Here is a 25731-nt window from a genome sequence, read left to right as displayed (position 1 = left end):
GAACGATCGGTCGTTTATCAAAGGATCGTGGAAGGCGGTTTGTTCGGCTCAGGCATCCGCGCTAGCGGCAGGCCGCATCGCGTAGGCAGTCGGGAACTCCGCGCGTAAGGCCCACAAGGCCGAACGGATCGCGCCCCGCACCTGCGCGGAGGCGCCGTCCCTCTCGGCTCTGACACGCAAATCCTGAAGCGCCCGCAGAAGCACGGTCCGCTGTGGGGCACTTGGTAGGCCGTGATCCGTCGTCAAGAGTGCCAGCAGCGCCCGCCCGAGCGGATCGGCAAACAGGGTCGACATTCCGGCAGTCCTGACCCCTGTGTCGTTTCTGCGCGTGCGAGCATATTCTGTACGATGGCGGTATCGATACTGTGTGGAGCCGCATAAAGCGTAGCCAGTACCGATGACGCGTCATTCCCGGCGGGTTGCCGGTGACGCCGTTAACTGATTTCACAAAAAGCCTCGTCGACGGGCGCCGAGTCCTGTCATGGGCCGCCCGATCCTCTGGTCCAGAACGCGTAGGCCGGGAGGGAGGTATCCAGTCTGTTCCGTTGCGAAAACAGCATTGTCGATGCTGGAATGGGCGCGATGAGGCGCGGGGGCGAGGTCCCGCCATGCGGATCGGGCACCTTGGAACCCATCAATCCGGTTTGTGTTGGGCCTTCAACGCAATTGCGAAGGGTTCATCAATGCGTAAGCTGGTTCTTCTCTCCGCCGTCACGCTGTGCCTCGGCGCCGTCGGCCCGAGCGTCGCACAGGCCCAGGGTTACGGTTATCGCGACGGATACGGTCGCGGCTATGAGCGTGGCTACGGGCGTCATCGGGATTACGGCTATCGCCGTCATCGCGGTCTCTCGACCGGGGCCGCCATCGGCCTCGGCGTTGCAGGCGCGGCGGCTGGCGCTGCGGCAATGGGCGCGTTCGATCGAGGCGGTCCGGGCTATTACGGCCGCGGGTACTGAGCCAAGCCACTGACAGACCAGGGCCCCACCGCACCCGTGCGGTGGGGCCCTTTTTTTTAAATGGGCTGGCTCGGTTTCCCAGATCGCAGGCTTCGCCGGAACCATTCGCGCAGTGTCGGCCGAACGGCCCGCTTGGCCCGTTTCTCGGCGAAAGCGTCGATGCGGATGCGGTCGGTCGGGACTTGGCGCAGGAAACGTTCGGCGATCTCGAAGATCAGAACGTCGGGTTTGACGCTTTCGATATAGGCCCAGTCGAGGTTCGCCGACCAGATCGCGTGGACTTCGGCGAAGGACTCGGCGAGCATCGCGGTCAGGCGCGCGCCCGGACTGTAGATGTAGGAATCGCCGAACAGCACGACCCGGCGCGGGTCCGGCGCCGCATCATTCCGCATTACGACGCGCGAACCCACGAACAGGCCGCGCGGCCGGATCGCCCGACCGCTTTCGCGCACCTGAACGAGAGCGTTCGCGTCAACGCGGTCCGCGCGGCGCGAAAAATTGTAGGCCACGTAGTCTTCCTCGATCGGCGGTTTGAGCTTCTCGCCGAGATCGAACGTGAACCGCGCGCGCTCATGCACGCCGGTGAAGACATGCTCGGCCACTGGTGCATCGAGGGCCTCACACAGCGCGCGGTAGGCCGTGAGATAGCCGCGATAGGTCCAATGCGTGTCCGTCTGCAGATACACGGGCTCGTCGCCCCGCGCCGCGCGCAACGGCGTCAGCAGATCGAGCATCCGGGCACCGCCATCCGGTTTCAGGAGCCGGGCGAGGCGAACGGCGGGTGGGTTGTCGAGGCCCGGAAACGCGCGGCCCAGCGTATCGGGATAGACCGCGAGCTTGTCGGGGACGACTGCGTGAACGTGGCGGATGCCGAGGGCATCCAGGCGCCTGGCGCGCCGGTCGATCAGTTGTGCCCAGCGTGCGAGGATCCGGCGCGACAGGGGGCTGTCGCCGTAGAAGACTTCGACCTCGCGGGCACGGCCGACCCAGAACAACCAGCCATCCTGCCCGACGGCCACGCCGTTGCCGCTCGCCATGGAAAGATCCGCGCGTTCGCCGCGTCGCCGGCCAACCGAGCCGGCGCCCTCGCGGGTGGCCTCGACGGATCTGCGTCGGATTGCAAGCCCGATGCGCCGCGCGGCCGGACTCCGTGCGGGCCGCTGCTTGGAGATCGAAGCTGACATTCGCTTTTGGCTGAGCCGAGCGATGGTTTTCTGCGGCGATCGGCGCGGCCGGATGAACCTTATTGCCGCGCCGGAGGTACACGGAGCAGGCGCGGGTCTTCGCGCTGTGCTTCGGAGAGGCAGCGGTTCATGTCCGCACTCGTATCCCTGCTCGGCTGCGGCTTGGTGCTAACGGGTTTCGCCGCGGAACGCTTTGCCGAACAGCGCTGGCTCGCCGCCGGTCGGCCAGGTTCCGTCGATGCCTGCGCGGTTCTGGCTCTGGCGCTACCCGCTGTAGGCCTCACGTTGATGGCTGCAATCGCTGCCTGAACACCTACCGGCCTAGGGATGGCTCGCGCCTGTCATCAGCCAGCGCTGCGCGGTGGATCGCTGCGCCGAGATCACTCCTGCTCGAGACAGAATTGTACGCCGGTCGTCCGCTCCTTGCGCCAGATGACTTTGACCGCGTACCGCACTTTGGCGTCCGCCAGCACCAAATCAAACGCGTTCTCAACCATCGTCGCGTGTTGGCCGAGGAACTCCAGCATCGCACCGCGGTCGGAGACGTTCCTGACCTGGCAGGGAAACCGAACCCCGTCCGAGTTCAGCGCGAAGGCAAGGAGCGCCGTGGGTTTTCGAGGCGTGGCACGCCGCTCTGCGTGACCGCTGAAGGGCGTGGCATTGCGAGACATGGCCGATTTTCCTGCCCATGTCGGCCAACATGGCACGAGTTCAGTAAAAATGACGGTGATTTACTAATATGTAATTGACGACCCGGCGCCGCGCGGCAGCACTTCCACCCATAGGCCCGCAGGTTATCAGTGCTAGCGACAGGTCCGTTGCCGCGCATCGGTTCATGGCCCCCGGGTGTTGGTGCGTCGGAAGAGCGCTACGGCCGGTCCGAACGGCTGTCATCGCCGGGGAGGGGCGGTCCTTTTCCTGCTTTGATGAACCGGCCTACGACCAGGCCGAGCGGAATCGACACCAGAAACCAGCCTCTGAGGAATCGCAGGGCCTTCATCGTGTATTGCTCCCCGATCTGAACTGGAGACGTCTTCGAAGTTGGTGCCGCACGGGGCTTACGCTGCGCGGGCACATTGGTTCACTGGCCCGCGCGGAGTCGCGTTCGCCGCCGCGAAGCCCAGGCCTATCTGATCGGGATGAACGCCATCCTGGCCCTGCCGGGACCCACCAGCGGCGATCCCGGGAAAATCATGCATCTGCGCACCAGTCTGACGTTCGTGCCGATCTTGTTCGGTCTACTTGCCGGGGTGTCGCTCCCTGCGGCCGCCGAGGCGCCAGGGCAACCACCGATTGTTGCCGCCGAGGCTGCTCCGGTTTGGCTGCCCAGTTTTTCGCGCAACGTCCAGGGTACCGGTCTCCCCGGCATCGACGGGGGACACGTCTTCCTTTGGAATCAGCCCCAAGGTTTCGACCCGGTCTCGACGTTGCGGGTCGACCGGCACGTGCCGAACGGGTCGGGCGAGGCCACCCACACCTATAAGGCGCTGTGGGCGCTCGGCTCCACCGGCCCACATAATGCCGGCTACGAGTGGACGATCACCGGCGAGCTGCACAACCGGGCGCTGGCCAGCACCGGCGCTCAGAACGTCGCGGTGAACGGGACCACCTTCAAGGAGCCGAATGGGATCGGTCCGGTCGGCCCGTCCTGGGCCGGCAACTTCAACTGTGTGGACACGACCACCGAGGCCGATCCCGTCGCGTCATGTATCGGCGCGGAGATCGACGTCTCAGCCCAGTCGCCGACCACCGACCGCAATCGCCAGCGGGTCGGACTGCAGATCTCCACAGGGGGCGTACCAGGCGCCCACACCGGATATGGCATCCTGATGGGCAATCTCACCGGATCGATTACCGACCGGGCCATTTCGTTTCAGGGCGAGGGTACCTATGGAATCGGGATCGACGCTGCTGCGGCTCGCTTCACCGGCGTGCCGATCCTGCTCGGTCCGGGCCAAATGATTGCGCTCGATGGCACGCAAGACGGTTCTTTCTCGCGACGGCTCGGCTTTGACGGGCGCGACCTCATTTACGCCGGCGGTGCCGGTCCGGTGTTCCGGGTGAGCGATGCCGGCCATGTTGAGGTCGCCTCACTTCGCGAGGCGCGACCGCAGCCGCCCGCAAGCAGCAGCGATCGTTGCGAACCCGGAGACCATGCCTGGGACGACGCCTACGAATATCGCTGCGTTGCCCCGAAGCGCTGGAAACGCGCGGCGCTCACCGATTGGTAGGACGATCGGTTTCGGCCTTAGCGGTCGAGGATCCGAACCACGGCGCGCGACGCCGGATCGACCACCACGATCTTGTCGCCCGGCGCCACGAAATAGCCGAAACGGCGCAGTCGCGGATCGGGGGCGTCCGTGAACGGGGCGAGCCGGACATCCTCGGGCACGATGCTGCCGGGCCGCAGCGGGATCGATCCCACGATCGGTCCCGGGCCGACCGGGCGGCGTACGATGTAGTCGCGCACCACGACGTCGTCGTCGGGGCCGAAATCGTCGGGTCCCACGATGATCGCCTGCGCGAAGGCGGAGCCTGTGAAGAGCGCGGCGAACCCGAGGGCGGCGGCGAGGCTTGCGCGTGTCGACATGTCGGGCTCCATAAGCACGGCCGCCGGAAACACGGCCGAACCCGGATCGGTTCCCGTGCCGGGCGCGCTCAACGGCCGATCTGGCCCGCCTCGCTCAGCGGGAGCGGCGACCAGCGGGTGATCTGCACGTACCCGTCGAGGGCCGCGACCACGATGTGGCGGCGGTGGCGATGCACCACCGCACCGGCGGCGTGGGTATGCCGCTCCTGCCAGCCGTCAGCCTCCGCCACGTAGACGCGCGTATCGCCGAGGCGGGCGATGGTCTCGACCGTGCCGAAGGCCCGCACCCGGCGCAGGATCGCGCCCACGTCCTTTCGGAAATCGAGGGTCCGGTCGCCATCGGTGGCGCGCGGCCAGTAGGAGCCGTCACCCTGCGGCTCGGCCCAGCGCCAACGTCCGGGCAAGTCGCGCCCGAGGGGGCCGGCGACGAGGCGGCGCGCCGCCATCTGGCATTTGGCCAAGAGGGTCTCGTGCGAGTCCTGCGGACTGAGGGGAAACATCTCCTGCGCCAGGATATCGCCGGTGTCGAAGCCGTCCGCCAGCACGTGGGCGGTCACGCCCCAGGTTTCGTAGCGGTCGAGCACGGCGCGGAACAACGGGTACGGGCCACGCCCTATCGGGAGCGGGGAGGGGTGGATGTTGAAACCGTAAGCCGCATGGCCGCGCCAGCCGCGCACCAGCCACGGGTAACCCGCGACCACGAGCGCCCAGTCCTTGCCGTGGTCGGCCTGGATCGCCTCGATGTCACGCTCGCGGATCCGCGAGAGCTGGATCGGGATGCGCAGCGACCGGGCGCGGGCGACAATCACGTCGTTGTGGTCGTAGATCCCGTCGCAGGGGCGGGTGAACAGCTTCACCGGCGTCCAGCCAGCGTCCAGAAGCCCCTCGAAGACGCCCCCCAGGAAGTCGATGCCGGCGAACGCGAACTTCATGTGTCCCGCCTGCGACCTTGTGAACGTGGAGGGGGCAGGCTTGCAGCCTGCCCGCCGTCGCCCCCGGCCTTACCTTGAACCCGACGGCTTGTGTAGCGAGGGGGATCCACGTGGGGCGAGTGATCAGCGACAGCGGAACGCGGTGGTGGATCACCGAGAAAGTCATCGGCGTGGCTGGCGGCCGCTCGACCGTTCGGACCGAGAACTGAAACGATGCTGGGCAAGCCCAAAGCCGGATCCTGCGGAACGCTGCGCCTGATCCTCGGCGACCAGCTCACCCGCCGCGTCTCCAGCCTGACCGACCTCGATCCAGAACGCGATGTCGTGCTGCTGGTCGAGGTGCGGGACGAGGCGACCTATGTCCGCCACCACAAACAGAAGATCGCGTTCCTGTTCGCCGCAATGCGCCACTTTGCGGCCGAGCTGACGGCCGAGGGCATCCGGGTCGACTACGTTTGCCTGTCCGATCCGGACAACACCGGCAGCTTCACAGGCGAGCTCGAGCGTGCGGTGGCGCGGCACAAGCCGGAGCGCGTGACCGTCACCGAGCCCGGTGAATGGCGGGTCTGGCAGATGATGCAGGACTGGCGCGAGTCCCTCGGGCCGCCGGTGGACATCCGTGCCGACAACCGCTTCCTCTGCCCGTGGGAGGATTTCGCGGGCTGGGCTGAGGGCCGGCACCATCTGCGGATGGAAACCTTCTATCGCGGCATGCGCCGCCGCACCGGCCTGCTGATGGAGGGCGGCGAGCCGGTCGGCGGGCGCTGGAATTACGACGCCGAGAATCGCAAACGCCTGCCGAAGGGCCACGCGCTGCCCGACCGGATCGGCTTCCAGCCGGATGCCGTGACCCGGGAGGTCATCACCCTGGTGGAGCGGGAGTTCGGCGACCATTTCGGCGATCTCGCCAGCTTCTCCTGGCCCGTGACGCGGACCGACGCGCTCGCCGCACTCCGGCACTTCATCGCCACGTGTCTGCCGACCTTCGGCGACTACCAGGACGCCATGAAGACCGGTGCACCGTTCCTGTATCATGCGCTGATCTCGCCGGCCCTGAACGCCGGTCTTCTGACCGCGGAGGAGATCTGCTGGGCCGCCGAGCGGGCGTTTCGCGAGGGCGCGGCGCCACTGCACTGTGCCGAGGGATTCATCCGGCAGATCCTCGGCTGGCGCGAATATGTCCGCGGCCTCTATTGGGCGCGGATGCCCGAGTACCGCGACATGAACGCGCTCGGGGCCGGCCGGGCCTTGCCGTGGTTCTACTGGTCGGGCGAGACCAAGCTCAACTGCATCGCACAGGTGGTCGCGGATACGCGCGCCCATGCCTATGCCCACCACATCCAGCGCCTGATGGTGACGGGCAACTTCGCCCTGATCGCCGGTCTCGACCCGGCGCAGGTGGAGGAATGGTACCTGATCGTGTTCGCTGATGCCTACGAGTGGGTCGAATTGCCCAACGTTCACGGCATGGTGCTCTGGGCGGATGGCGGCGTGATGGGCTCGAAGCCCTACGCCGCTTCGGGCGCCTACATCGATCGCATGTCGGATTATTGCGGATCGTGCGCGTATGACGTGAAGGTCAAATCGGGCGCGACCGCCTGCCCCTTCAACTACCTCTATTGGAATTTTCTGATCGAGAACGAGGACAAACTCGCCGACAATCCGCGCATGGCGATGCCCTACAGGACCCTGCGCGGCTTCGGGGACACGCGCCGCGCCGAGATCCGCCAAGACGCGACGACCTTTCTTCGATCCCTCGCGAGCAAGCCCGAACCGGCCTACAAGGGCGACCAGACTGAAAGCGCCGTGTAGGGGGCGATGGATCGGCGGCCGGTCTCGCTCTGGATCCCGGCCGAGATCCTGAAGCTGATGCGTCCGACGGTAAAATCCGTCGCGTGCAGCCCGACGTTCAATTTTCGGAAGCCGGACGCATCCGTGTACAGACTGGCTTCCGGACCGAAATAGGTATCCCAAAGTCGATAACCCCAGGCGGCACGGGCCCAGACGCTGTCGAGCGCGGTGCCCGCGACCACTGTGCCTTGAAGCATTGTGCCCTCGGAAGGGCGGGCCCAGATCTCGCCGTGCAAACGAAGACCGAAGCGGGATGGCAGGCGGAGCGGCCCATTCGGCTCCACGAGCATCTGCGTCGTCGTCTCGGGGCCAGCGAAGGCCGCGACCACGCCCCACTCGAAGAGCCACTGATACCCGAAGACGAGCGCGCCGAGGGCCGTGTAGCGCTGAACCGAACCCTCCGGGCCACGCTCGCCCTGTTGGCCGCCGCCGAGGCTCGCCAATACCACGGCGCCGTCGCGATCGAGGGACGGCAGGCCGACCTTCGCGCCGGCTGTCATGAAGGTGGCGGCGCCCGCATCGAGACTGCCGAACACGAGCGTGTCGATCTCACCGGCGCGTGCAACATCCACCAGACTGATCCAGAACAAGATCCCGACAGCAACGCAGATGCCACGCAGAAGGCGCTTGAGTTGAGGGTGTCCGACTCGCACGGTTTTACCTCCTTGCGGAGGATGATCCGTGAGATACGTGAGCGAGTCGGGTGGATCCATGCGCGGTCTACGTCGATGCGCGGATCTTAATCTTCGGCTGCGTTTGGTTTATATCAAGAATTGTTTCGAAACACTTCGGGACGAGATTTCCGTTTCCCGACTGCAGCGTTTGCTGCGAAATGGCGGCGCCCTGCCGAAGGGGTGGGCGGTGCTGACGCACAGCTGCCGTGCTTGGCGTACCACGCGATCTCCGCTAGAGCCCCCGCGGGACAGCGAAGGTTGGCGGATCCTTGACCTCCGGTGCACGAACGTCCGACGTCCTCACTGTTTTGGCGAGCCAAGAAGGTGAGCGCCTCACGGTGGGCGACATTGTTGCGGTCCTGCGGGACCGTGCCTTCGCGCTGCTCGTCGTGCTGCTCGGCTTGCCGAACTGCCTGCCGATGCCGCCGCCGATCCCGCTGATCTGTGGGCTGCTTCTGCTGCTGGTGGCAACTCAGATCGCGGTCGGCATGTCGGCACCGTGGCTGCCGCGGATGCTGCTCGGCCGCTCCATCGCGTTGACCGATGTGCGGCGCGCCGTGACGCGGGCGGTGCCGGTTCTGCGGCGTCTGGAGCGCTGGTCGCGCCCGCGCCTGAGCGTGTTCGACACCGCGCTGGGCATGCGCGGCATGGGCATAGCCCTACTGGCCCTAGCGCTGGCCCTGATCGTGGCCGCGCCCATTGTCGGGCAGATCCCGCTGGGACTCGCCGTCTGCCTCGTGGGCCTTGGCCTTGTCGAGCGTGACGGTGTCGTGGTGCTGGGCGGCCTCGTCATCGGTCTGTTCGGCGTCGCGATCAACGCCGGTTTCGCTTATGCGGTCATCGCGGGAATCCTGAGCCTTCTGAACGTCTGGTAGGACGGATCGGAGGCGATAGCGGATCTGATCTGCCCAGAAGCGCCCGCTAGTCGGGTGTGCTCGATTTTCTGTTAGCGGCGGACGGGAACGCGCTTCAGAGGCGGTAGCGGATCTGGTCGGTCCAGAAGCGCTCCAGACGACCGAGCGCCTGGTTGAGCCGACCGAAATCGTCATCCGAGATGCCGCCGATCGGTGCGATCGTGCGGGCGTGCTTGTCGTAGAGACCCTGGATGATCTCGTGCACCTGACGGCCCTTGTCGGTCAGGCTGATCCGGACCGAGCGGCGGTCGGTCTTCGAGCGGGCATGGTGCAGGTAGCCGGCCTCGACGAGCTTCTTGACGTTGTAGGAGACGTTGGAGCCCAGATAGTAGCCCTTGGTCCGCAGCTCGCTTGCGGTGAGTTCCTTGTCGCCGATGTTGTACAGGAGCAGGGCCTGGACGCTGTTGACGTCCTCGCGGCCGCGCCGCTCGAACTCGTCCTTGATCACGTCGAGGAGCCGGCGGTGCAGGCGCTCGACGAGGTGAAGCGCCTCGAGATAGGAGCCCCGAGCCGGCAACGCCTCTTCGATGGTTTCGATCTTGGTGGCCCTGGCGCCCTGGGTCTTCATGTCTGCCTCGCCGTCTGATGCCGCGGTATCCGTTCAATGCGGTGCCGCTGATGTTGGCTAAGCTACCGCTCGGGAATGAAAGGCGATTTAAGCGACAGGATGAATTGCCGATTTACGCTTTGCGGTAAAGACAAACTGAAGCGAAGATCAAAACGGTTCGTTCACCGTGCTTCCTGCGCAGCCAGCCAGGACAGCACGAAGTACAACAGCACGACACAGCCACCGAATACGAGAAGCGGGATCGGCACGGGCAGGAGTTGCGGGGTCAGCACGGCGAGCGTCAGTGCTGACGTGACGGCAAGCAGCCAGATGACGCCGCCCCAGGCACTGGTCAGCCACAGACCGATCGCCGCCGCGGCATCGACCACTGCGAAATAGACGATCGCCGCCTGCCGGCCGAACGGCTCGGACTCGAACGGCCGCACCCCGGGGATTACGTCGAGGATGGTCGCCCAGGACGCGAGGCTCTTCGTGAGCCAGATCAGCGCCGTGATCCGCATGAACCAGATGAGGGCCATATCCCACGCGCCGGGGGCCGGGCCCTGGGCGCGCTCGATCCGGTCGGTCGGGATCTCGCCCGGCCGTGGTGTCTTGCGTCGGATCGGGAAGGAGCCCGGCACTACGACGCGCTCTGGGCGGGGAGGGGCCGGTGCATCATCGAAGCCGGGTCCTAATTGCGGGTGGGTGCGCGGGTTGAAGCGGTTTGGCGAGTCTGCGTCAACGGTCGGGTTTCGCCGGTTCGCTCCCGTGTGTTAGTCCGGCGCCTCCGGCGCGCCTGCGTCGAGCGATCCGCGGCGCCGGCCGCGCGAACGGTAGCGAAGCTGCATGTCAGACACCTTGCCCGAGCCGCGTCCCATCGCCCTGGAGGCCGCCCGGGAGGGCGCCCGGGTCGAGGGCCTGAAGATCACCCAGCGGCCGCGCCGCAACCGCAAGGCGGATTGGTCGCGCCGCCTCGTCCGCGAGCACACGCTCACCGTCGACGATCTGATCTGGCCGATGTTCGTGATCGATGGCGCCGGACGGCGTGAGCCGATCGCCTCGATGCCGGGCGTCGAGCGCCTCTCGGTGGACGAGATCGTGCGCGATGCCGAGCGCGCGGCCCGGCTCGGGATCCCGGCGGTAGCCTTCTTTCCCTTCACCGAAGTGTCGCTACGCGACCCGACGGGCTCCGAGGCGCTGAACGCCAACAACCTCGTCTGCCAGGCGGTGCGGGCGGTGAAGCGGGCGGTCCCGGAAATCGGCATCATGACCGACGTGGCGCTCGATCCCTATACCAGCCACGGCCATGACGGCCTGATGCGAGACGGGGCGATCCTCAACGACGAGACCGTGGCGGTGCTGGTGGAGCAGAGCCTGATCCAGGCCGAGGCCGGGACCGACATCATCGCCCCCTCCGACATGATGGATGGCCGCGTTGGCGCGATCCGGGCGGGGCTCGACAAGGCCGGGTTCCTCGACGTGCAGATCATGGCGTATGCGGCAAAATACGCGAGCGCCTTCTACGGCCCGTTCCGCGACGCGATCGGGACCAAGGCCGCGCTGGTCGGCGACAAGCGCACCTATCAGATGGATCCGGGCAATTCCGCCGAGGCCCTGCGCGAAGTGCGTCTCGACCTCGACGAGGGGGCCGATTCGGTGATGGTCAAGCCGGGCCTGCCCTACCTCGATATCATCCGCCGCGTTCGAGACGAATTCCAAGTCCCGACCTTCGCCTATCAAGTGTCGGGCGAGTACGCGATGATCGAAGCGGCCGCCCGGAACGGATGGCTCGACGGTGACCGTGCGATGGTCGAGGCGCTGCTTGCCTTCAAGCGCGCCGGAGCGGACGGGATCCTCACCTATCACGCCCCCCGGGTCGCCGAGCGCCTGCGCAACCATCCGTGAGGCCCGCGCATCGCTGGCTGCTGGCAGCAGCGATCGCGGCCGGCTTCCTCGGCGGGCTCGCCACTTGCGACGACAATCGGCGCCGCGAGCGAGTCGCCACCTGTCGGCGGGCCCTCCCGGCGGTCGCACCGGAGGCCGGGATCCGTCTGCTGCGGGCGGCTCCCGGATCGACGCCCGATACGGTCCGGGTCGATTACCTCGATGGTCATCGCCAGCATTGGCTGACCTGCCGCTTCGATGGGGGCTCGACCCTGCTGGCGCTGGCGACCGAGAGCAGCACCCTGTCCGGGCCAGCGCTCTACATGCTGAAGCGCTTCTATCTCGACACGCCCGACGCAACGGCCGCCGATCCGGCCGGGCACTGAGTGGGTCTGCCCGGCGCACGCCTCTTGCGTCTTGCCGATATTGCCACCACTTCTCGACGCGCAGCCTCGCTTGCAGGACGCGACATGATGCAGAACACGCAACCCGGTTACGCGCCACGCTTCGATGCGCCTGGCTACGCCACATCCTTGCCCGTACCCTTCGTACGAGCGAGCCTTGGCGCCCGCGGGGTCGCCTATCTCCTGGATATCCTGTTCATCTTCGGCTTCACCGTGCTGCTCACGCTGCTGATCACGGTGGTCGGCGTCGTCACCTTCGGGCTTGGCTGGACGCTGTTCGCGATCCTCCCGGCGAGCGGCATCATCTACAGCGCAATCACGGTCGGCGGCCCGCGGCAGAGCACGATCGGGCAGCGGCTGATGGGCCTGCGGGTCGTGGCGCCAGAGAGCGGCGGGCGGGTCGACATCATCACCGCGGCCGTCCACGCGCTGCTGTTTTACGTCGCGATTTCGACGTTCCTGCTCTGGTGCGTGGACATTGTCTTCGGACTGGTGCGGTCCGATCGTCGGCTTGCACACGATCTTCTGCTTGGTGTCGCCGTGGTCCACGCCCGCTGACGTCCTCGTGTCGCGGTGAAAATCGCGCCCAGCGACGGTTCGGGCCATTGAGCCCGGCCGTTCCGCCGTTACACTGGTATGCCGGCGCCGACAGATTGCTTCCGGCGCAGGGTCAATCAGAAGCGTGACCAGCCACCCGCGCGACACACCGCAATTTTATCTCACCGCGCCCTCGCCGTGCCCGTATCTGCCGGGCCAGGAGGAGCGTAAGGTGTTCACGCATCTCGTCGGCCGGCGTGCCCGCGACCTCAACGAGATCCTGACGCAGGGCGGTTTCCGCCGCTCGCAGACCATCGCGTATCGGCCGGCTTGCGAGACCTGCCGGGCCTGCGTCTCCGTTCGTGTCGTGGTGGACGAGTTCGAGCCGAGCGCGAGCCAGCGCCGTATTCTCAGCCGCAACGCGGATTGGATCGGGACGCCAGAGCCTAACCGGCCGGCCTCCGAGCAATACGCCCTGTTCCGCCGCTATCTTGACGCGCGCCATTGCGACGGCGGCATGGTCGACATGACGGTGCTCGATTACGCCATGATGGTGGAGGACAGCCACGTCGATACGCATCTGGTGTCCTACCGGCGTCGGGGGCCGGACACGGCGATTACCGGGCACGGTTCCGGCCTGCCGCTCGCCTTCTGCCTGACCGACGTCCTCGCCGATGGCTTGTCGATGGTCTACTCGTTCTACGACCCCGAGGAGGCCTCCCGCTCGCCGGGCACGTTCATGATCCTCGATCACATCCACCGGGCCCGGCGCCTCGGCCTGCCGTACCTGTACCTCGGCTACTGGGTCGAGGGTTCGCGCAAGATGGACTATAAGTCCCGCTTCCTGCCGCAGGAGCGTCTGATGGGCCAGGGCTGGGTGCGGGCGGACTGACGCTCCACCGCCGAAGCGCCCCGGATATGCCGGATCTGCATTGAGCGGCCGGGCCAGCGCGTGCTACCGGCCTCGCACGTATTCCAGACCGCGCCGAGGCCCCATGATCCCCCGCTACAGCCGCCCCGCGATGACCGCGATCTGGTCGCCTGAGAGCCGCTTCCGGATCTGGTTCGAGATCGAGGCCCACGCCACCACTGCGCTCGCCGAGATCGGCGTCGTGCCGAAGGAGGCTGCCGAGACCGTCTGGGCCAAGGGTCGAGACGCGGTGTTCGACGTCGCCCGCATCGACGCGATCGAGGCGGTGACCAAGCACGACGTGATCGCGTTCCTTACCCATCTCGCGGAGATCGTCGGGCCGGAGGCGCGCTTCGTCCACCAGGGCATGACCTCCTCGGACGTGCTCGATACCTGCCTCAACGTGCAGCTCGTACGGGCCGCCGACATCCTGATCGCCGATGTTGATGCCCTGCTCGACGCCCTCAAGGCCCGGGCCTTCGAGCATAAGCTGACCCCAACCATCGGCCGCTCGCACGGTATCCATGCCGAGCCGGTGACCTTCGGGTTGAAGCTCGCCCAGGCTCATGCCGAATTCCAGCGCAACCGCCGTCGTCTGGTTGCGGCTCGGGAGGAGGTCGCCACCTGCGCGATTTCCGGCGCAGTCGGCACCTTCGCCAACATCGACCCCCGGGTCGAGGTCTACGTCGCCGAGAAGATGGGGCTCACGGCCGAGCCGGTCTCGACCCAGGTCATCCCGCGGGATCGCCACGCGCAGTTCTTCGCGACGCTGGGCGTCGTCGCCTCTTCCCTGGAGCGGCTGGCCATCGAGATCCGCCATCTCCAGCGCACCGAGGTGCTGGAGGCGGAGGAGTTCTTCTCCGAAGGGCAGAAGGGCTCCTCGGCGATGCCGCACAAGCGCAACCCGGTGCTGACCGAGAACATCACCGGCCTCGCCCGGATGGTCCGCGGCTACGTCACCCCCGCCCTGGAAAACGTCGCCCTCTGGCACGAGCGCGACATCTCGCATTCCTCGGTCGAGCGGATGATCGGCCCCGACGCCACCGTGACCCTCGACTTCGCCCTGGCGCGGATGACCGGGGTGATTGAGAAGCTGCTGATCTACCCGGCCAACATGCAGAAGAACCTCGACCGGCTGGGCGGTCTCGTCCACTCGCAGCGGGTGTTGCTGGCGCTCACCCAGGCGGGTGTCTCGCGGGAGGACTCCTACCGTCTGGTCCAGCGCAACGCGATGCCGGTGTGGCGCGGGGAGGGCGACTTCCTTGAGCTGCTGAAGGCCGATTCGGAGGTGACGGCGGCCCTGTCGCCCGCGCAGATCGAGGAGTGCTTCGATCTCGGCTATCACTTCAAGCACGTGGACACGATTTTTGCGCGGGTGTTCGGCGCGGCCTGAGATCGCCGCACGATTCCTGCTTCAGGCCAGCGACGAACACAGGAAGGCTGCCCGTGACCGCTCCCCGCACCGTCTATCTCAACGGCGAATTCCTTCCCTTCGAGCAGGCCCGCGTGCCGATCATGGATCGCGGTTTCCTGTTCGCGGACGGAATCTACGAAGTCTCGGCGATCCTCGATGGCAAGCTTGTCGACAACGCCGCCCATCTGGCGCGCCTCGACCGGTCGCTCGGTGAGATCGGCATCCGCAACCCGCACGATGCCGCGGGCTGGGAGCGGCTGCAGACGGAGCTCGTCGCCCGCAATGGCGTCACCGAGGGCCTCGTCTACATGCAGGTGACCCGGGGTGTCGCCGAGCGGGATTTCGCTTTCCCCAAGGGCGATGTCGCGCCGACCGTGATGATGTTCACGCAGGCCAAGACCGTGCTAGCCAACCCGCTCGCCGAGACGGGCGCGCGGGTAATCACCGTTGAGGATCTCCGCTGGAAGCGCCGGGACATCAAGTCGGTGGCCCTGTTGGCCCAGGTGCTGGCCAAGCAGCAGGCCGCCGAGGCCGGCGTCGCCGAGGCCTGGATGGTGGAAGACGGGGCTGTGACCGAGGGCTCGTCGTCCACAGCTTTCATCGTGAGCCGCGAGCGCGTCCTGGTGACCCGGCCGCTGTCGACCGCGCTGCTGCCCGGCATCACCCGCGCCTCGGTGCTGCGCCTCGCGCAGGAAGCCGACCTACGGATCGAGGAGCGGCTGATCCCGGTCGCGGAGGCTTACGAGGCCGCGGAGGCGTTCTACACCAGCGCCTCGGCCTTCGTGATGCCGGTGGTGCAGATCGACGACCGGACGATCGGCGAGGGGCGTCCCGGTCCGATCACCCGACGCATGCGCGAGCTCTACATCGCGGCTGCGCGGCAGGGCTGAGAGCCTCCGCCGGTCGATCGGGAAGCGGCTCGTCCCAGGAACGGATGCCGCCCCCGACTGTTCCTCCCCGAAATCGGAGACGAGAGGGGAGACGGATCGTGCCGAAGATATTCCTGCTTGCCGCAATGGCGACGACCCTGCTGACCATTCCGGCCTACGCGCAGAACCCAGACGCCCCGCTGAAGGGTCGCGACACGGATCCTGCTTTGCCGCCGCCGACCGAGATGCCGGCTGAGCGCGTGCGCCCAAGCCCGGACGCGCCGCCGAAGGATCAGTCGCTGAGCGACAAGCTTCAGCAGAATGACGGGGTCATCAAGCCGCCCGCCAATGGAACCGCCGGAACGGTGGTGAAACCCGATCAGTCGGGCTCCATGCCGGTGATCAAGCCCGATGAACTGCCCGGGCGCGCGCCGGGAACGGAGGCGAAGTAGCCCGCCGCGATCCGGTCGCGGGTGCGTTATGCGGGCGGATTGCTTGATTTCGCTGCCCGGATCGCGGAAACGGCTGACGACGTGCGCCGTCTGCACCCGTGGGTGGCGCCGTCCCGGTTTCCGTCGCGGGTAAGCAGGCAGACATGGCCAACGTCGTCGTTGTGGGCGCCCAGTGGGGCGACGAGGGCAAGGGGAAGATCGTCGACTGGCTCTCCGAGCAGGCCGACATCGTGGTTCGCTTCCAGGGCGGGCACAATGCCGGCCATACGCTGGTCATCGATGGCATCACCTACAAGTTGGCGCTTTTGCCTTCTGGCGTAGTCCGAGGCGGCAAGCTGTCGGTCATCGGCAACGGCGTGGTGGTCGATCCCTGGCACCTCGTGGACGAGATCGATCGGATCAGGGCGCAGGGCGTCGAGGTCTCGCCCGCCTCATTGCGAATCGCCGACAACGCCACGCTGATCTTGCCGCTGCACCGCGAGCTCGACCATTTCCGCGAGACCGCCAATGCCGGCCTCAAGATCGGCACGACCAAGCGCGGCATCGGCCCGGCCTACGAGGACAAGGTCGGACGCCGGGCAATCCGCGTGGTCGACCTCGCTGATCCCGAGGCTCTGCCCGCCAAGATCGAGCGGGTGCTGACCCATCACAACGCCCTGCGGCGTGGCCTCGGCATCGACGAGGTGAACGCCGAGGCGCTGCTCGCCGAGCTGAAGGCGATTGCACCGAAGATTCTGCCTTACGCCGACACCGTCTGGGCGCTGCTCGACGAGGAGCGCCGGGCCGGCAAGCGCATCCTGTTCGAGGGCGCGCAGGGCGCTTTGCTCGACGTCGATCACGGCACCTACCCGTTCGTCACCTCGTCCAACATCGTGGCCGCGCAGGCCGCGACGGGCTCGGGCCTCGGCCCGGGCGCGATCGGCTACGTGCTCGGAATCGCCAAGGCCTACACCACGCGGGTGGGGGAGGGGCCGTTCCCGACCGAGCTGTTCGACGAGATCGGCGAGACGATCGGCAGCCGCGGGCGCGAGTTCGGCGTCAACACCGGGCGTAAGCGGCGCTGCGGCTGGTTCGACGCCGTGCTGGTGCGCCAGACGGTGCGGACCTCGGGCATCCACGGGATCGCGCTGACCAAGCTCGACATCCTCGACGGGTTCGAGGAGATCCGCGTCTGCACGGGCTACCGGCTGGACGGGCAGACCATCGACCATCTGCCGGCGAGCCAGGCCGCTCAGGCGCGCGTCGAGCCCATCTACGAGGCGATCCCGGGCTGGTCCGAGACCACGGCGGGCGCCCGCTCCTGGGCCGATCTGCCGGCGCAGGCGATCAAGTATGTCCGCCGGATCGAGGAGTTGATCGGCGCGCCCGTGGCGCTGCTCTCCACATCACCGGAGCGCGACGACACGATCCTCATGCACAACCCGTTCGAAGACTGACGGATCGCACGCTATCGCGTTGACGACGCGTCATTTTGAACGACCCGCCCATATCCAGGCCGCTCCGGCGTGATCTAGAACGGGTGCGGGGCTCGACGCCCGTCAGCGCAGCGGGCGGCCATCGACGAACCGATCAGCGTTGGGCCGCGGCCTTGCGCGACGCGGGCACGACATCATCGGCCGAGGGCCGCGGCCGATCCCAGTGGGATGGCCGGATCCCTCGGCTCCCGGCCATCGACCGGTGCACCGGCCGGCGGCCGTAGGGGCGGATCAGGGGCACATGGCCGATTACTACCCGCTTCTGGCACGCGCGCTCGCCGCGCTGCCGGATCGAACGCCCGCCCTTCGCAAGGCGGTCTACGACCGCGCGCGCCATGCCCTGATCAGCCAGCTCCGATCCCTCGATCCGCCTCTGTCCGAGGCCGATATCGATCTTGAGCGCCAGGCTCTGGATGCCGCCATCGAGCGGCTGGAAGTGGATCACGGCGGGCTTCCGGCCCCGGCCAACGATGCCGCTTTGGCGGCCGACCCGGAGCCCGTCCCGGCTCCGGTCGTGCCGGAGCCTGCGCCACCGGAACCCGCGCCTCCCCGACCGCAAATTTCCGAGCCCACGCTGCCCGCGGCCAACCCGCCCTTCGAACGCGTTTTCACACCGCCGACACCCGTTCCGGCGCCCGCGGATGAGCCGCGCGAGGCTCCGATCACGATCGCCCCGCCGCGGACCGGTGCTTCCCCGAACGTCGCGGCCGAACCGAGCGAGTTCGCTGACGGTCCGTCACCGGTGGACGAGCCCGATCTCGGTGCCGCGGTAGCCGATGCCGGCAATGGCCGCCAGCGTCCACGCATCGAAGTGGTGCCTCCGCGGGCCGGACGCTCGCGGTTGCTGCGCAATTTCTTTGTCGGCGGCATGCTGGCCGTGGTGATCTCCATGATCGCCGTGGCCGCCTTCCTGCTCCGCGACCGACCCCAGATCCTCCCGTCGAGCGGGACCGAGACAGCTGACACGCAGCAGCCGGACGGAGAGGCCAAATACGGCGACCGCGTCGGCGGTGATGCCGCACCGGCCCCGCGGCCGTCACCCCGCCCGAACAGCGCTCCGCCTCCACGTGCCGTGGCGCCGTCCTCTGACTCCGCAGTGTCGGTCGCCCAAAGAGCCGAGCTGATCGAAGAGGTGCCGGGCACCGAGAACGCCCAGCCGACCCTGCTGTCGGGCCGTGTGACGTGGCGGCTCGATACGGTCAACGGGGATCAGGGGCAGCCGCTTCAGAACGCCGTGGTGGCGACGGTGACGATTCCGGATGCCGGGCTTACGCTGGTCATGACGATCCAGCGCAATCTCGATGCGACCCTGCCGGCCTCCCATACGGTCAATTTAGCTTTCAGCCAGACCGGCGGCGGAGACGTTCGGACGATCCAGGATATCGGTCTGCTTCAAGCGAAGGACGACCAGAACGCCCGCGGCTCACCGGTGTCGGGTCTTCCGGTCCGTGTCCGTGACAATCTGTTCCTGATCGGTCTGTCGTCGCTGCCCAACGATGTCGAGCGCAACACGGATCTTCTGCTGCACAAGAACTGGTTCGATCTGGCCCTGCGCTACAACTCCGGACGGCGCGCGGTCCTGACCTTCGAGAAGGGCTCCACGGGGTCCCAGGTGATGCAGAACGCCTTCGCGTCCTGGCAGTAAAGGCATGCGGCGGCCCGGGCGGCCGTTTAGGGGCCGCCCGGGAAACGTCAGTGCGCTTCGATGCCCGTGCGCGGCAGCTCGCGGTTCGCGATGTTGCGCTTGACCGCCTCCTGCACCTTCTCGAAGGCGCGCACCTCGATCTGCCGCACGCGCTCGCGTGAGACGCCGAACTCGCCCGAGAGATCCTCCAGCGTGATCGGATCATCGGCAAGCCGCCGAGCTTCGAAGATGCGGCGCTCGCGTGGGTTGAGCACGCTGAGTGCGTCCCGCAGGGCCGAGAGGCGGTTCTGCCCCTCCTGCTCGTGGGCCAGCACGGTCTCCTGGCTGGGCGCATTGTCGACCAGCCAGTCCTGCCACTCGCCCTCGCCCTCCTCGCGCAAGGGGGCATTGAGCGACGTGTCACCGGACAGGCGCCGGTTCATGTCGATCACGTCCTGCTCGGGTACGCCGAGGCGGGTGGCGATCTGCTTCACCTGATCGGGCTTGAGGTCGCCCTCGTCGAGGGCCGAGATCTTCCCCTTGGCCTTGCGCAGGTTGAAGAACAGCTTCTTCTGGTTCGCCGTGGTGCCCATCTTCACGAGCGACCACGAGCGCAGGATGTATTCCTGGATCGCGGCCTTGATCCACCACATGGCGTAGGTGGCGAGCCGGAAGCCCTTGTCGGGATCGAAGCGCTTCACCGCCTGCATCAGACCGACATTGCCTTCGGACACGACCTCGCCGATCGGCAAGCCGTAGCCGCGGTAGCCCATGGCGATCTTGGCGACGAGGCGCAGGTGCGACGTCACGAGCCGATGCGCGGCCTCACGGTCGCCGGCGTCCCGCCAGGCCTTGGCCAGCGTGAACTCCTCCGTCGGCTCCAGCATCGGGAACTTGCGGATCTCGTCGAGGTAGCGCGACAGGCCACCTTCATTGGCGAGCACGGGCAGCGCACCGGCCATGGCTTTCTCCTGGACCTAAGTCCCCCTAACGGGCGGACGCGACGGGCAACAGTGCCGTCCACTCGGGCCGCTCTTGAGCCGACCCTGCCGGCCACCCATTTGGTATGGGTCGCCGGGGCCGGTCGCGATCGAGGACACCTACGTCATCATCAACGCGCAATCGGCCAAATCAGTTTGTACCATGTCACGATGTGACGCGGTACGGGGTGTTGTTTCGCACGCGTGCCGACCGGGGTTACAGACTGGTCCGGTCCGAGCCATCCGCGCGCAACTGCGTCAATAACGCAGTCAGATCCGGCGGCAGCGGACTCTCGAACCGCAGCGTCGCCCCGGTGCGCGGATGGCTGAACCCGAGCAGCGCGGCATGGAGTGCCTGGCGGCCGAGCGCCGTCAGCGCGGCTCGCGCGTCCGCTGAGAGGCGTGACGCCTTGGTGCGGAACCCGCCGCCATAGACAGGGTCGCCGAGCAGCGGATGGCCGCGATGGGCCATGTGTACGCGGATCTGGTGCGTTCGCCCCGTCTCCAGGCGGCATTGGACCAGGGACGCATCCGGATAAGTCTCAGTGACCGAGTAATGCGTGATGGCGTGGCGGCCGGACGTATCCGAGACCACCGCGATCTTCTCACGATGGAAGCGGGAGCGTGCCAGATTCGCGCTGATCGTACCCGTGCGCGGCTGCGGCAGGCCCCAGACGATGGCGGCGTAGGCACGCTCCAACGGACCGGTGCGGCCGTGATCGGCGAACTGCGCGGTCAAACCCTGATGGGCGGCATCGTTCTTGGCGACGACGATCAGGCCGCTCGTGTCCTTGTCGAGGCGATGGACGATCCCGGGCCTGCGCACGCCGCCGATCCCGGAGAGGCTGGCTCCGCAATGGGCGATCAGCGCGTTCACCAGGGTCCCGCTCTCGTGCCCGGGCGCAGGATGCACCACGAGACCGGCCGGCTTGTCGATGACGATCAGGTCGTCGTCCTCGAACACGATCGGCAGGTCCGTTTCCTCCGCCGCCGGTTCCGCCGGTATCGGCGGGGGCAGGGTCAGGACGATGCGGGCCCCCACCGCGACCTTTACGGCCGGATCGCGCATTAACGCCCCATCCCGGCTTACGTGACCCTCGCGGATGAGATCCTGCAAGCGCGCGCGGGACAGATCCCCAAACAGCGCCACCAAGGCGCGATCAAGCCGGATGCCGCCCTCGGCTACGGTGCCGACGCGTTCCTCGTTGCTGTTGTCCACCACGTCTCCGATCCGCAACCTATTCGCCCCGCCGATGCGAATTTCCCTGGAAGGCACTTGCTCCTCAGGCGGGTGGTGGCTATAGCACCCCCGCGCCGCCGGAAAGCTCCCATCGTCTAGCGGTCTAGGACGTCGCCCTCTCACGGCGAAAACAGGGGTTCGATTCCCCTTGGGAGCGCCATCGGCGCATATCTCCGGAATTCTGATAGAAGCTTCACAGGAGCTGGGCGTAATCCCGCTTTCCTGGTGGGTCCATGCTGGTCACTCGCGAAGCGCATCCGGACCCTATTGGCGAGGCCAGCGTGCTGAGTGTCGCGTGATCGCGCCACCGCCGGAATGTCTGGGTGATCCGCAGCGGCGGATCGACTTGGTTTCGGGTCTGACCCGCGATCTGTTCCGCGCGAGCGAACGCGGACCCGCCAACAGGCTGCCACGCATATGCTCCTGACCGGTTCTGGCGGGACCTTGACGTGTCTCGGGCGAGGCGTCCTCAGTGCCCTCGTAGTCAGCTTCGCCATGGGCCGAGAGCAGCATCAGGCCGCATCAGCTGCGTCTCCGTCGAGAGCCGGATCGCTGCCGCCTCACCCGTTCGCAGGAGGCATTCGATTCTGCTGAGAATTTAGCTCTCGACGACGCGAAGTCTAATCCTCAATCGCACACAGGTGTGGATCGCCGCAAAGTTGTATTTACAGTCTATCACTATCTTCGGTTGCGGCAACTCCGCGCGATATCAGCCGAGATGACGATGGCCTCTTCCTTCACGCCGGACCATGGGCATCCGTCTGCAATCGCCAGCGCTCGAGGGACGCATGACGATCTCGACGGTGATATCCGCCCGTCATCAATAACGCTTCAAGTACTGGGTATTCTTGTAAAAATTCTAATCTTGATATCGAGCCTTCCCGTGCTCGTGATTGCGCTGGTTGCCGAGAGATCCTTGCACAAACAGCCGACCTTACAGCGCACTGTGACCGGCGCTTTTGTGGCTCTCAGCGTTGTCAACGAAGATGGGTTAATCTTGACGATCCTGCATTATCTGCTCGCCTGAGATGGGCATTGAGGACAACGCTCGACGCCTATTGAGATCCTCATGAACGTCGAGGCTTTTCTGATCCTCTTCTTTACCTTCGGGCCCTGAAGTAACGGCTGGACGCGTCCGGCTTGTATCCTGCGATCATGGCGTCGCTCGCGCAGACGCCGCAAAGGGACCTGATCTCCCGCGGCGGAGCCACCCCGGCGCAGCGCGGCGCCAGCGCCGATACTGGAACGCGCACTTACGCGTTCGAGAGCGCCTCGGTCACACCCGTGTCGCGAAGGAGCGACACGCTGATGCACCGGCACCCGTCAATCCTGTAGATCCGGGCCGGCGGGGTCGCCCGGAGGCACATCCGGACCAGGGCCGGCCCGCTCGCCGTCGGGCGGGTTATCGACGGGTTCCGAGGGCTCGTCGGCGCCGAGGGGGCGCTCACACGGCGGCAGTGCCGGATCCGGCCGTTCGTCGTCGGACGGTGGCTCCGCCCGTCGACCTGCATGAAGCCTGTGGGGTTCGAGACACCGCGCAGAAGCCGGGCGGGGTGGGGGAGAACGTCCTCGACCGGCTCCCGGATCAATCCACCTGCCTTGGGCAGACAGCGCAGGAGCAGTGGGTGCTGCCCGGAGGAGCGTTGACGGAGAGACGGGCGTCATGCGCCGAGTTCCTGAGTCAGGCGTTCGCGGGCTCGGCTGACGCGGCTCTTCACGGTGCCGGACGGACAGCCGATCACGCTCGCGGCAGCTTCGTAGGGCAGGCCGTCGACGGCGACCAGCATCAGCGCCTCCCGGTGGGCGGGTTCGAGCCGGCCGATCGCCGCCTGGAGATCGCGCAGGCGGAGCGAGTGATCCTGCCGGGGCGGTTCAGAGAGGTGGGCCGCGTGCGCGCCGTCGGGGTCCGGCACTTCGCGACTGCGCTTGCGGCGCCCGTTGATGAAGCCGTTGCGCAGGATCGTGAACAACCACGCCACCAGGCTGGTCCCGGGCTCGAACCGTCCGCGGTGCTCCCAGGCCTTCAAGAGGGTGAACTGCACGAGGTCGTCGGCCTCGTTGCCATCGAAGGTCAGGGACAGCGCGTAGCGGCGTAGCCGTGGGACGAGGCCGATCAGGTCATCCTTGAAGGCGTTCGGCAGTTGGCGGCACGTGTCGGCCGTATCCAACACCGCCGAGAGCCGTCCGAGCACCGCACCGAGCGGCGAGTTCGGATCGACTGCGGCAACTTCTGGATAGTATTCGCGCAACCGTTCCGCGAGATCCCCAGGGACAAAAGTATGATGGCACCCGGCCCGGTCGGGCGCGTCGCGCAGTTCGTCGGCGGGTTGCACGTCAGGATCACCGGTTGCGATGAATCGTTTCGGACGCTGCTCGGCTTTTCGCGCTTTCGCAGCGGTCAGAACTTATCACTGGTCGATCTCGATGGCGTCAATGATGCAGGTATACCAGTGAAAAGTTCGCCTCCACTGGAACCCGCTTGCGCGCAACCCGTTTGAGCCGTTGCGCTGGACAGGCGGCGCGGATCAGAGGGAGCCGGATCGGCCGTGACGGTGGGCGTGGATAGGCATGAGCTCCGGCAGATCATCGCCGGCTTGAGCGAGGGCGTGATCCTGGTCGAGCCCGACCAGACAATTGCGTATGCCAACGAGGCTGCCCTGGCGATGCACGGTGTTCAGAGCCTCGACGAACTCGGCCAGACGGTGGACGCCTACCGCGATCGATTTTCGCTGCGCTACCGCAACAACAATACGCCCAACCACTACCCGATCGAGCGCGTCGTGGCAGGCGAGACCTTCCACGATGTCGTTGTCGAGGTGAAGCGGGCCGACAAGCCGGAGCTCGACTTCGTCCATTGCCTGCGCAGCTTGGTCGCCACCGATCGCGAAGGCAAACCGAGCTGCCTCGCCCTCATTTTGAAGGACGTGTCCGAACAGTTCGAGGCCGAGGAGCGCTTCGAGGCGACCTTCAACGCCAATCCGGCGCCCGCCATCATCACGCGGCTGTCCGATCTGCGCCACGTCAAGGTCAACACCGGCTTCCTGGAGATGACCGGCTTCACACGCGATGCCGTGATCGGTCGGAGCGTCTACGAAGTCGATGTCCTGGCCAATGCCCGCAACCGCGAATTGGCAATCTCAAGGTTGCACGAGGGCGGGACGATCCCGCAGATGGAGGCGTGCCTCGACCTGCCCGATGGCGGCTCGCGCTTCGTGATCGTGGCCGGCCAGCAGATCGAACTGGGCGACGAGCCCTGCATGCTGTTTACCTTCGCCGACCTCGAACTGCGCCGGAAGGCCGAGACCGCCTTGCGCCAGAGCGAGGCGCGCTTCGCCACGGCGTTCCGGATGACCCCGGTGCCGACCGTTCTGGCACGCGCTCAGGATGGCTGCGTCACCGGCATCAACGATGCCTTCGGGCGCGTGTTTGGTTTCGGCGAGGATCGGATTGTCGGGCGCAGCCTCGATGAGGCGGGCCTGTGGATCAAGGACGCTCAGCGCCTGCGCTTCGAGGCGGCGATGGCCGAGAGCGGCTTCGTGTTCGGCGTCGAAGTGTGTCTGCGCCACGAGAGCGGGACCAACCTCGATTGCCTGGTCTCGGCCGAGCGTGTCACCATCGACGATGGGGATTTCGTGCTGATGGTGCTGCAGGACATCACCGATCGCAAACACACCGAGCGCGAGCTGTTCGACGCGATCGAAGCCGTGATGGCCGATACATCGTGGTTCAGCCGCGGATTGATCGACAAGCTGGCCAATCTCCGCCACCCGGGTCGCGAGAACGCGGACGGATCGATGCCAAGCCTGACGGTGCGCGAGCGGCAGATCCTGAACCTGATCTGCTCCGGCCTGGGCGACGATACGATCGCACGCAAGCTCAGCTTATCGCGCAACACGGTACGGAACCACGGGGCGGCGCTCTATCGCAAACTCGGCATTCACAAGCGCAGTGAAGCCATCATATGGGGGCGCGATAACGGATTTCCGCTCACCAGTAATGAGTGAAATTAACCACCGTACCAGTACGAAATAACTATTGATCGGTAGAGTAGACGGCACATCTTTCGGACAGCCAAAGCGTCCCAAAGATGGAATTCCGAAGGCTTGAGACGAAGATTTCGGCTTCGAAAGATTAGTCGAACGGCTCGGTGAAACAGGCCATCGGCAAGTCGATCTGGGATCTTTGGACCGACGCCGAGCAACAGCACCAGCGGCCGGGTACGAAGTCGACGCGTAGCCGGGAGCGCTGCGTATCACGACAGCCCACCGCTCTGCTGCGGAAACACACGAACGAG

27 protein-coding genes and 1 tRNA gene are annotated in these 25731 nt (G+C 66.5%); 17 read left to right on the top strand and 11 right to left on the bottom strand.

The annotated features are described in order from the left end of the window. Window positions 1–48 precede the first annotated feature (48 nt). Complete coding sequence (locus tag OXS27_RS27815; protein ID WP_267360508.1) at window positions 49–294, bottom strand: hypothetical protein; 246 nt, start codon at window positions 292–294, stop codon at window positions 49–51. A 389-nt stretch (window positions 295–683) separates the two neighbouring features. On the opposite strand from OXS27_RS27815, the gene OXS27_RS27810 reads away from it, so the two are divergent. After that, window positions 684–956 (top strand): hypothetical protein, encoded by a 273-nt coding sequence (locus OXS27_RS27810; RefSeq protein WP_267360506.1) that lies wholly within the window; start codon window positions 684–686, stop codon window positions 954–956. A 56-nt stretch (window positions 957–1012) separates the two neighbouring features. Here OXS27_RS27810 and OXS27_RS27805 read toward each other — a convergent pair whose 3' ends face one another. Continuing rightward, window positions 1013–1993 (bottom strand): hypothetical protein, encoded by a 981-nt coding sequence (locus OXS27_RS27805; protein ID WP_267360504.1) that lies wholly within the window; start codon window positions 1991–1993, stop codon window positions 1013–1015. A 276-nt stretch (window positions 1994–2269) separates the two neighbouring features. Between OXS27_RS27805 and OXS27_RS27800 the strand changes: the two genes are divergently transcribed. After that, window positions 2270–2449: a hypothetical protein gene (locus OXS27_RS27800; protein WP_267360502.1), complete on the top strand. Its 180-nt coding sequence runs from the start codon at window positions 2270–2272 to the stop codon at window positions 2447–2449. A gap of 71 nt (window positions 2450–2520) precedes the next feature. Here OXS27_RS27800 and OXS27_RS27795 read toward each other — a convergent pair whose 3' ends face one another. Further along, on the bottom strand, window positions 2521–2811 hold the full coding sequence (locus OXS27_RS27795) for a PilZ domain-containing protein (RefSeq protein ID WP_267360500.1): 291 nt from the start codon (window positions 2809–2811) through the stop codon (window positions 2521–2523). A 468-nt stretch (window positions 2812–3279) separates the two neighbouring features. Here OXS27_RS27795 and OXS27_RS27790 point away from each other — a divergent pair, with 468 nt between their 5' ends. Continuing rightward, window positions 3280–4371 carry a hypothetical protein gene (locus OXS27_RS27790; protein WP_267360498.1) on the top strand — a complete coding sequence of 364 codons (1092 nt, stop codon included), beginning with the start codon at window positions 3280–3282 and terminating at the stop codon, window positions 4369–4371. Window positions 4372–4388: 17 nt separating this feature from the next. Here OXS27_RS27790 and OXS27_RS27785 read toward each other — a convergent pair whose 3' ends face one another. Then, window positions 4389–4730 carry a hypothetical protein gene (locus tag OXS27_RS27785; protein ID WP_243925663.1) on the bottom strand — a complete coding sequence of 114 codons (342 nt, stop codon included), beginning with the start codon at window positions 4728–4730 and terminating at the stop codon, window positions 4389–4391. A gap of 68 nt (window positions 4731–4798) precedes the next feature. Continuing rightward, on the bottom strand, window positions 4799–5662 hold the full coding sequence (locus OXS27_RS27780) for a formyltransferase family protein (RefSeq protein ID WP_267360496.1): 864 nt from the start codon (window positions 5660–5662) through the stop codon (window positions 4799–4801). 213 nt (window positions 5663–5875) lie between these two features. On the opposite strand from OXS27_RS27780, the gene OXS27_RS27775 reads away from it, so the two are divergent. Then, a complete protein-coding gene (locus tag OXS27_RS27775; protein ID WP_267360494.1) occupies window positions 5876–7474 on the top strand; it encodes a cryptochrome/photolyase family protein in 1599 nt (532 codons plus the stop codon). On the opposite strand, the gene bcsS is transcribed toward OXS27_RS27775, so the two are convergent. Next, window positions 7441–8226 carry a cellulose biosynthesis protein BcsS gene (bcsS, locus tag OXS27_RS27770; RefSeq protein ID WP_267360492.1) on the bottom strand — a complete coding sequence of 262 codons (786 nt, stop codon included), beginning with the start codon at window positions 8224–8226 and terminating at the stop codon, window positions 7441–7443. The genes OXS27_RS27775 and bcsS overlap by 34 nt on opposite strands. Window positions 8227–8456: 230 nt before the next feature. On the opposite strand from bcsS, the gene OXS27_RS27765 reads away from it, so the two are divergent. After that, window positions 8457–9062 carry an exopolysaccharide biosynthesis protein gene (locus OXS27_RS27765; protein WP_243925667.1) on the top strand — a complete coding sequence of 202 codons (606 nt, stop codon included), beginning with the start codon at window positions 8457–8459 and terminating at the stop codon, window positions 9060–9062. A gap of 94 nt (window positions 9063–9156) precedes the next feature. Here the strand turns inward: OXS27_RS27765 and OXS27_RS27760 are convergent, their stop codons facing one another. Beyond that, window positions 9157–9669, bottom strand: coding sequence for a winged helix DNA-binding protein (locus OXS27_RS27760; protein ID WP_243925668.1), 513 nt, complete (start codon window positions 9667–9669; stop codon window positions 9157–9159). A gap of 161 nt (window positions 9670–9830) precedes the next feature. Next, window positions 9831–10241 carry a DUF6163 family protein gene (locus OXS27_RS27755; RefSeq protein ID WP_267360512.1) on the bottom strand — a complete coding sequence of 137 codons (411 nt, stop codon included), beginning with the start codon at window positions 10239–10241 and terminating at the stop codon, window positions 9831–9833. Window positions 10242–10494: 253 nt separating this feature from the next. On the opposite strand from OXS27_RS27755, the gene hemB reads away from it, so the two are divergent. The 9 genes from hemB (at window position 10495) to OXS27_RS27710 (ending at window position 19238) form a co-directional block, all read left to right on the top strand. Continuing rightward, window positions 10495–11553: a porphobilinogen synthase gene (gene hemB, locus OXS27_RS27750; protein WP_243925669.1), complete on the top strand. Its 1059-nt coding sequence runs from the start codon at window positions 10495–10497 to the stop codon at window positions 11551–11553. Beyond that, window positions 11550–11918: a hypothetical protein gene (locus OXS27_RS27745; RefSeq protein WP_267360488.1), complete on the top strand. Its 369-nt coding sequence runs from the start codon at window positions 11550–11552 to the stop codon at window positions 11916–11918. The genes hemB and OXS27_RS27745 overlap by 4 nt, the downstream gene beginning before the upstream one ends. A gap of 87 nt (window positions 11919–12005) precedes the next feature. Then, a complete protein-coding gene (locus OXS27_RS27740) occupies window positions 12006–12494 on the top strand; it encodes an RDD family protein (RefSeq protein ID WP_267360510.1) in 489 nt (162 codons plus the stop codon). Between the two features lie 124 nt (window positions 12495–12618). Next, window positions 12619–13365, top strand: a complete 747-nt coding sequence (locus tag OXS27_RS27735; RefSeq protein WP_267360486.1) for an arginyltransferase — start codon at window positions 12619–12621, stop codon at window positions 13363–13365. Window positions 13366–13468: 103 nt separating this feature from the next. Further along, the gene (gene purB / locus OXS27_RS27730) at window positions 13469–14776 is read left to right on the top strand and encodes an adenylosuccinate lyase (protein ID WP_267360484.1); all 1308 of its coding nucleotides are present in this window, start codon (window positions 13469–13471) and stop codon (window positions 14774–14776) included. 53 nt (window positions 14777–14829) lie between these two features. After that, window positions 14830–15687 (top strand): D-amino-acid transaminase, encoded by an 858-nt coding sequence (locus OXS27_RS27725; RefSeq protein ID WP_267360482.1) that lies wholly within the window; start codon window positions 14830–14832, stop codon window positions 15685–15687. Window positions 15688–15785: 98 nt separating this feature from the next. Then, a complete protein-coding gene (locus OXS27_RS27720; RefSeq protein ID WP_267360480.1) occupies window positions 15786–16118 on the top strand; it encodes a hypothetical protein in 333 nt (110 codons plus the stop codon). A gap of 143 nt (window positions 16119–16261) precedes the next feature. Continuing rightward, a complete protein-coding gene (locus OXS27_RS27715) occupies window positions 16262–17554 on the top strand; it encodes an adenylosuccinate synthase (RefSeq protein WP_267360478.1) in 1293 nt (430 codons plus the stop codon). A 280-nt stretch (window positions 17555–17834) separates the two neighbouring features. Continuing rightward, window positions 17835–19238 (top strand): histidine kinase, encoded by a 1404-nt coding sequence (locus tag OXS27_RS27710; protein WP_267360476.1) that lies wholly within the window; start codon window positions 17835–17837, stop codon window positions 19236–19238. Between the two features lie 47 nt (window positions 19239–19285). Here OXS27_RS27710 and rpoH read toward each other — a convergent pair whose 3' ends face one another. Together rpoH and OXS27_RS27700 are read right to left on the bottom strand one after the other, a co-directional pair. Further along, window positions 19286–20179, bottom strand: coding sequence for an RNA polymerase sigma factor RpoH (rpoH, locus tag OXS27_RS27705; RefSeq protein ID WP_243925677.1), 894 nt, complete (start codon window positions 20177–20179; stop codon window positions 19286–19288). A gap of 235 nt (window positions 20180–20414) precedes the next feature. Beyond that, entirely contained in the window at window positions 20415–21419 is a 1005-nt protein-coding gene (locus tag OXS27_RS27700) for an RluA family pseudouridine synthase (RefSeq protein WP_267360474.1), read from the bottom strand. Between the two features lie 102 nt (window positions 21420–21521). Here OXS27_RS27700 and OXS27_RS27695 point away from each other — a divergent pair. Together OXS27_RS27695 and OXS27_RS27690 are read left to right on the top strand one after the other, a co-directional pair. Next, window positions 21522–21597 (top strand) — tRNA-Glu (locus tag OXS27_RS27695). A 564-nt stretch (window positions 21598–22161) separates the two neighbouring features. Next, entirely contained in the window at window positions 22162–22464 is a 303-nt protein-coding gene (locus OXS27_RS27690) for a hypothetical protein (RefSeq protein ID WP_267360472.1), read from the top strand. Window positions 22465–23098: 634 nt separating this feature from the next. Here the strand turns inward: OXS27_RS27690 and OXS27_RS27685 are convergent. Beyond that, window positions 23099–23770 carry a sigma-70 family RNA polymerase sigma factor gene (locus tag OXS27_RS27685; protein WP_267360470.1) on the bottom strand — a complete coding sequence of 224 codons (672 nt, stop codon included), beginning with the start codon at window positions 23768–23770 and terminating at the stop codon, window positions 23099–23101. Between the two features lie 213 nt (window positions 23771–23983). Here OXS27_RS27685 and OXS27_RS27680 point away from each other — a divergent pair, with 213 nt between their 5' ends. Continuing rightward, window positions 23984–25441, top strand: a complete 1458-nt coding sequence (locus OXS27_RS27680; RefSeq protein ID WP_243925681.1) for a helix-turn-helix transcriptional regulator — start codon at window positions 23984–23986, stop codon at window positions 25439–25441. Window positions 25442–25731 lie beyond the last annotated feature (290 nt).

The organism is Methylobacterium sp. GC_Met_3 (assembly GCF_026540775.1).
In the GTDB taxonomy this organism is placed as follows: domain Bacteria; phylum Pseudomonadota; class Alphaproteobacteria; order Rhizobiales; family Beijerinckiaceae; genus Methylobacterium.
Note: the sequence above shows the minus strand (reverse complement) of the source record. Positions and strands in the feature narration are given on the sequence as shown.

What these genes read in the sequence shown, in the direction of transcription:
- hemB (WP_243925669.1), top strand. Translation starts at nt 10,495, where the DNA reads ATGTCAGACACCTTGCCCGAGCCGCGTCCCATCGCCCTGGAGGCCGCC.
- OXS27_RS27775 (WP_267360494.1), top strand. Translation starts at nt 5,876, where the DNA reads ATGCTGGGCAAGCCCAAAGCCGGATCCTGCGGAACGCTGCGCCTGATC.
- rpoH (WP_243925677.1), bottom strand. Translation starts at nt 20,179, where the DNA reads ATGGCCGGTGCGCTGCCCGTGCTCGCCAATGAAGGTGGCCTGTCGCGC.
- OXS27_RS27710 (WP_267360476.1), top strand. Translation starts at nt 17,835, where the DNA reads ATGGCCGATTACTACCCGCTTCTGGCACGCGCGCTCGCCGCGCTGCCG.
- OXS27_RS27715 (WP_267360478.1), top strand. Translation starts at nt 16,262, where the DNA reads ATGGCCAACGTCGTCGTTGTGGGCGCCCAGTGGGGCGACGAGGGCAAG.
- OXS27_RS27785 (WP_243925663.1), bottom strand. Translation starts at nt 4,730, where the DNA reads ATGTCGACACGCGCAAGCCTCGCCGCCGCCCTCGGGTTCGCCGCGCTC.
- OXS27_RS27800 (WP_267360502.1), top strand. Translation starts at nt 2,270, where the DNA reads ATGTCCGCACTCGTATCCCTGCTCGGCTGCGGCTTGGTGCTAACGGGT.
- OXS27_RS27690 (WP_267360472.1), top strand. Translation starts at nt 22,162, where the DNA reads ATGGCCTCTTCCTTCACGCCGGACCATGGGCATCCGTCTGCAATCGCC.
- bcsS (WP_267360492.1), bottom strand. Translation starts at nt 8,226, where the DNA reads ATGGATCCACCCGACTCGCTCACGTATCTCACGGATCATCCTCCGCAA.
- OXS27_RS27815 (WP_267360508.1), bottom strand. Translation starts at nt 294, where the DNA reads ATGTCGACCCTGTTTGCCGATCCGCTCGGGCGGGCGCTGCTGGCACTC.
- OXS27_RS27780 (WP_267360496.1), bottom strand. Translation starts at nt 5,662, where the DNA reads ATGAAGTTCGCGTTCGCCGGCATCGACTTCCTGGGGGGCGTCTTCGAG.
- OXS27_RS27795 (WP_267360500.1), bottom strand. Translation starts at nt 2,811, where the DNA reads ATGTCTCGCAATGCCACGCCCTTCAGCGGTCACGCAGAGCGGCGTGCC.
- OXS27_RS27805 (WP_267360504.1), bottom strand. Translation starts at nt 1,993, where the DNA reads ATGGCGAGCGGCAACGGCGTGGCCGTCGGGCAGGATGGCTGGTTGTTC.
- OXS27_RS27760 (WP_243925668.1), bottom strand. Translation starts at nt 9,669, where the DNA reads ATGAAGACCCAGGGCGCCAGGGCCACCAAGATCGAAACCATCGAAGAG.
- OXS27_RS27790 (WP_267360498.1), top strand. Translation starts at nt 3,280, where the DNA reads ATGAACGCCATCCTGGCCCTGCCGGGACCCACCAGCGGCGATCCCGGG.
- OXS27_RS27810 (WP_267360506.1), top strand. Translation starts at nt 684, where the DNA reads ATGCGTAAGCTGGTTCTTCTCTCCGCCGTCACGCTGTGCCTCGGCGCC.
- OXS27_RS27740 (WP_267360510.1), top strand. Translation starts at nt 12,006, where the DNA reads ATGCAGAACACGCAACCCGGTTACGCGCCACGCTTCGATGCGCCTGGC.
- purB (WP_267360484.1), top strand. Translation starts at nt 13,469, where the DNA reads ATGATCCCCCGCTACAGCCGCCCCGCGATGACCGCGATCTGGTCGCCT.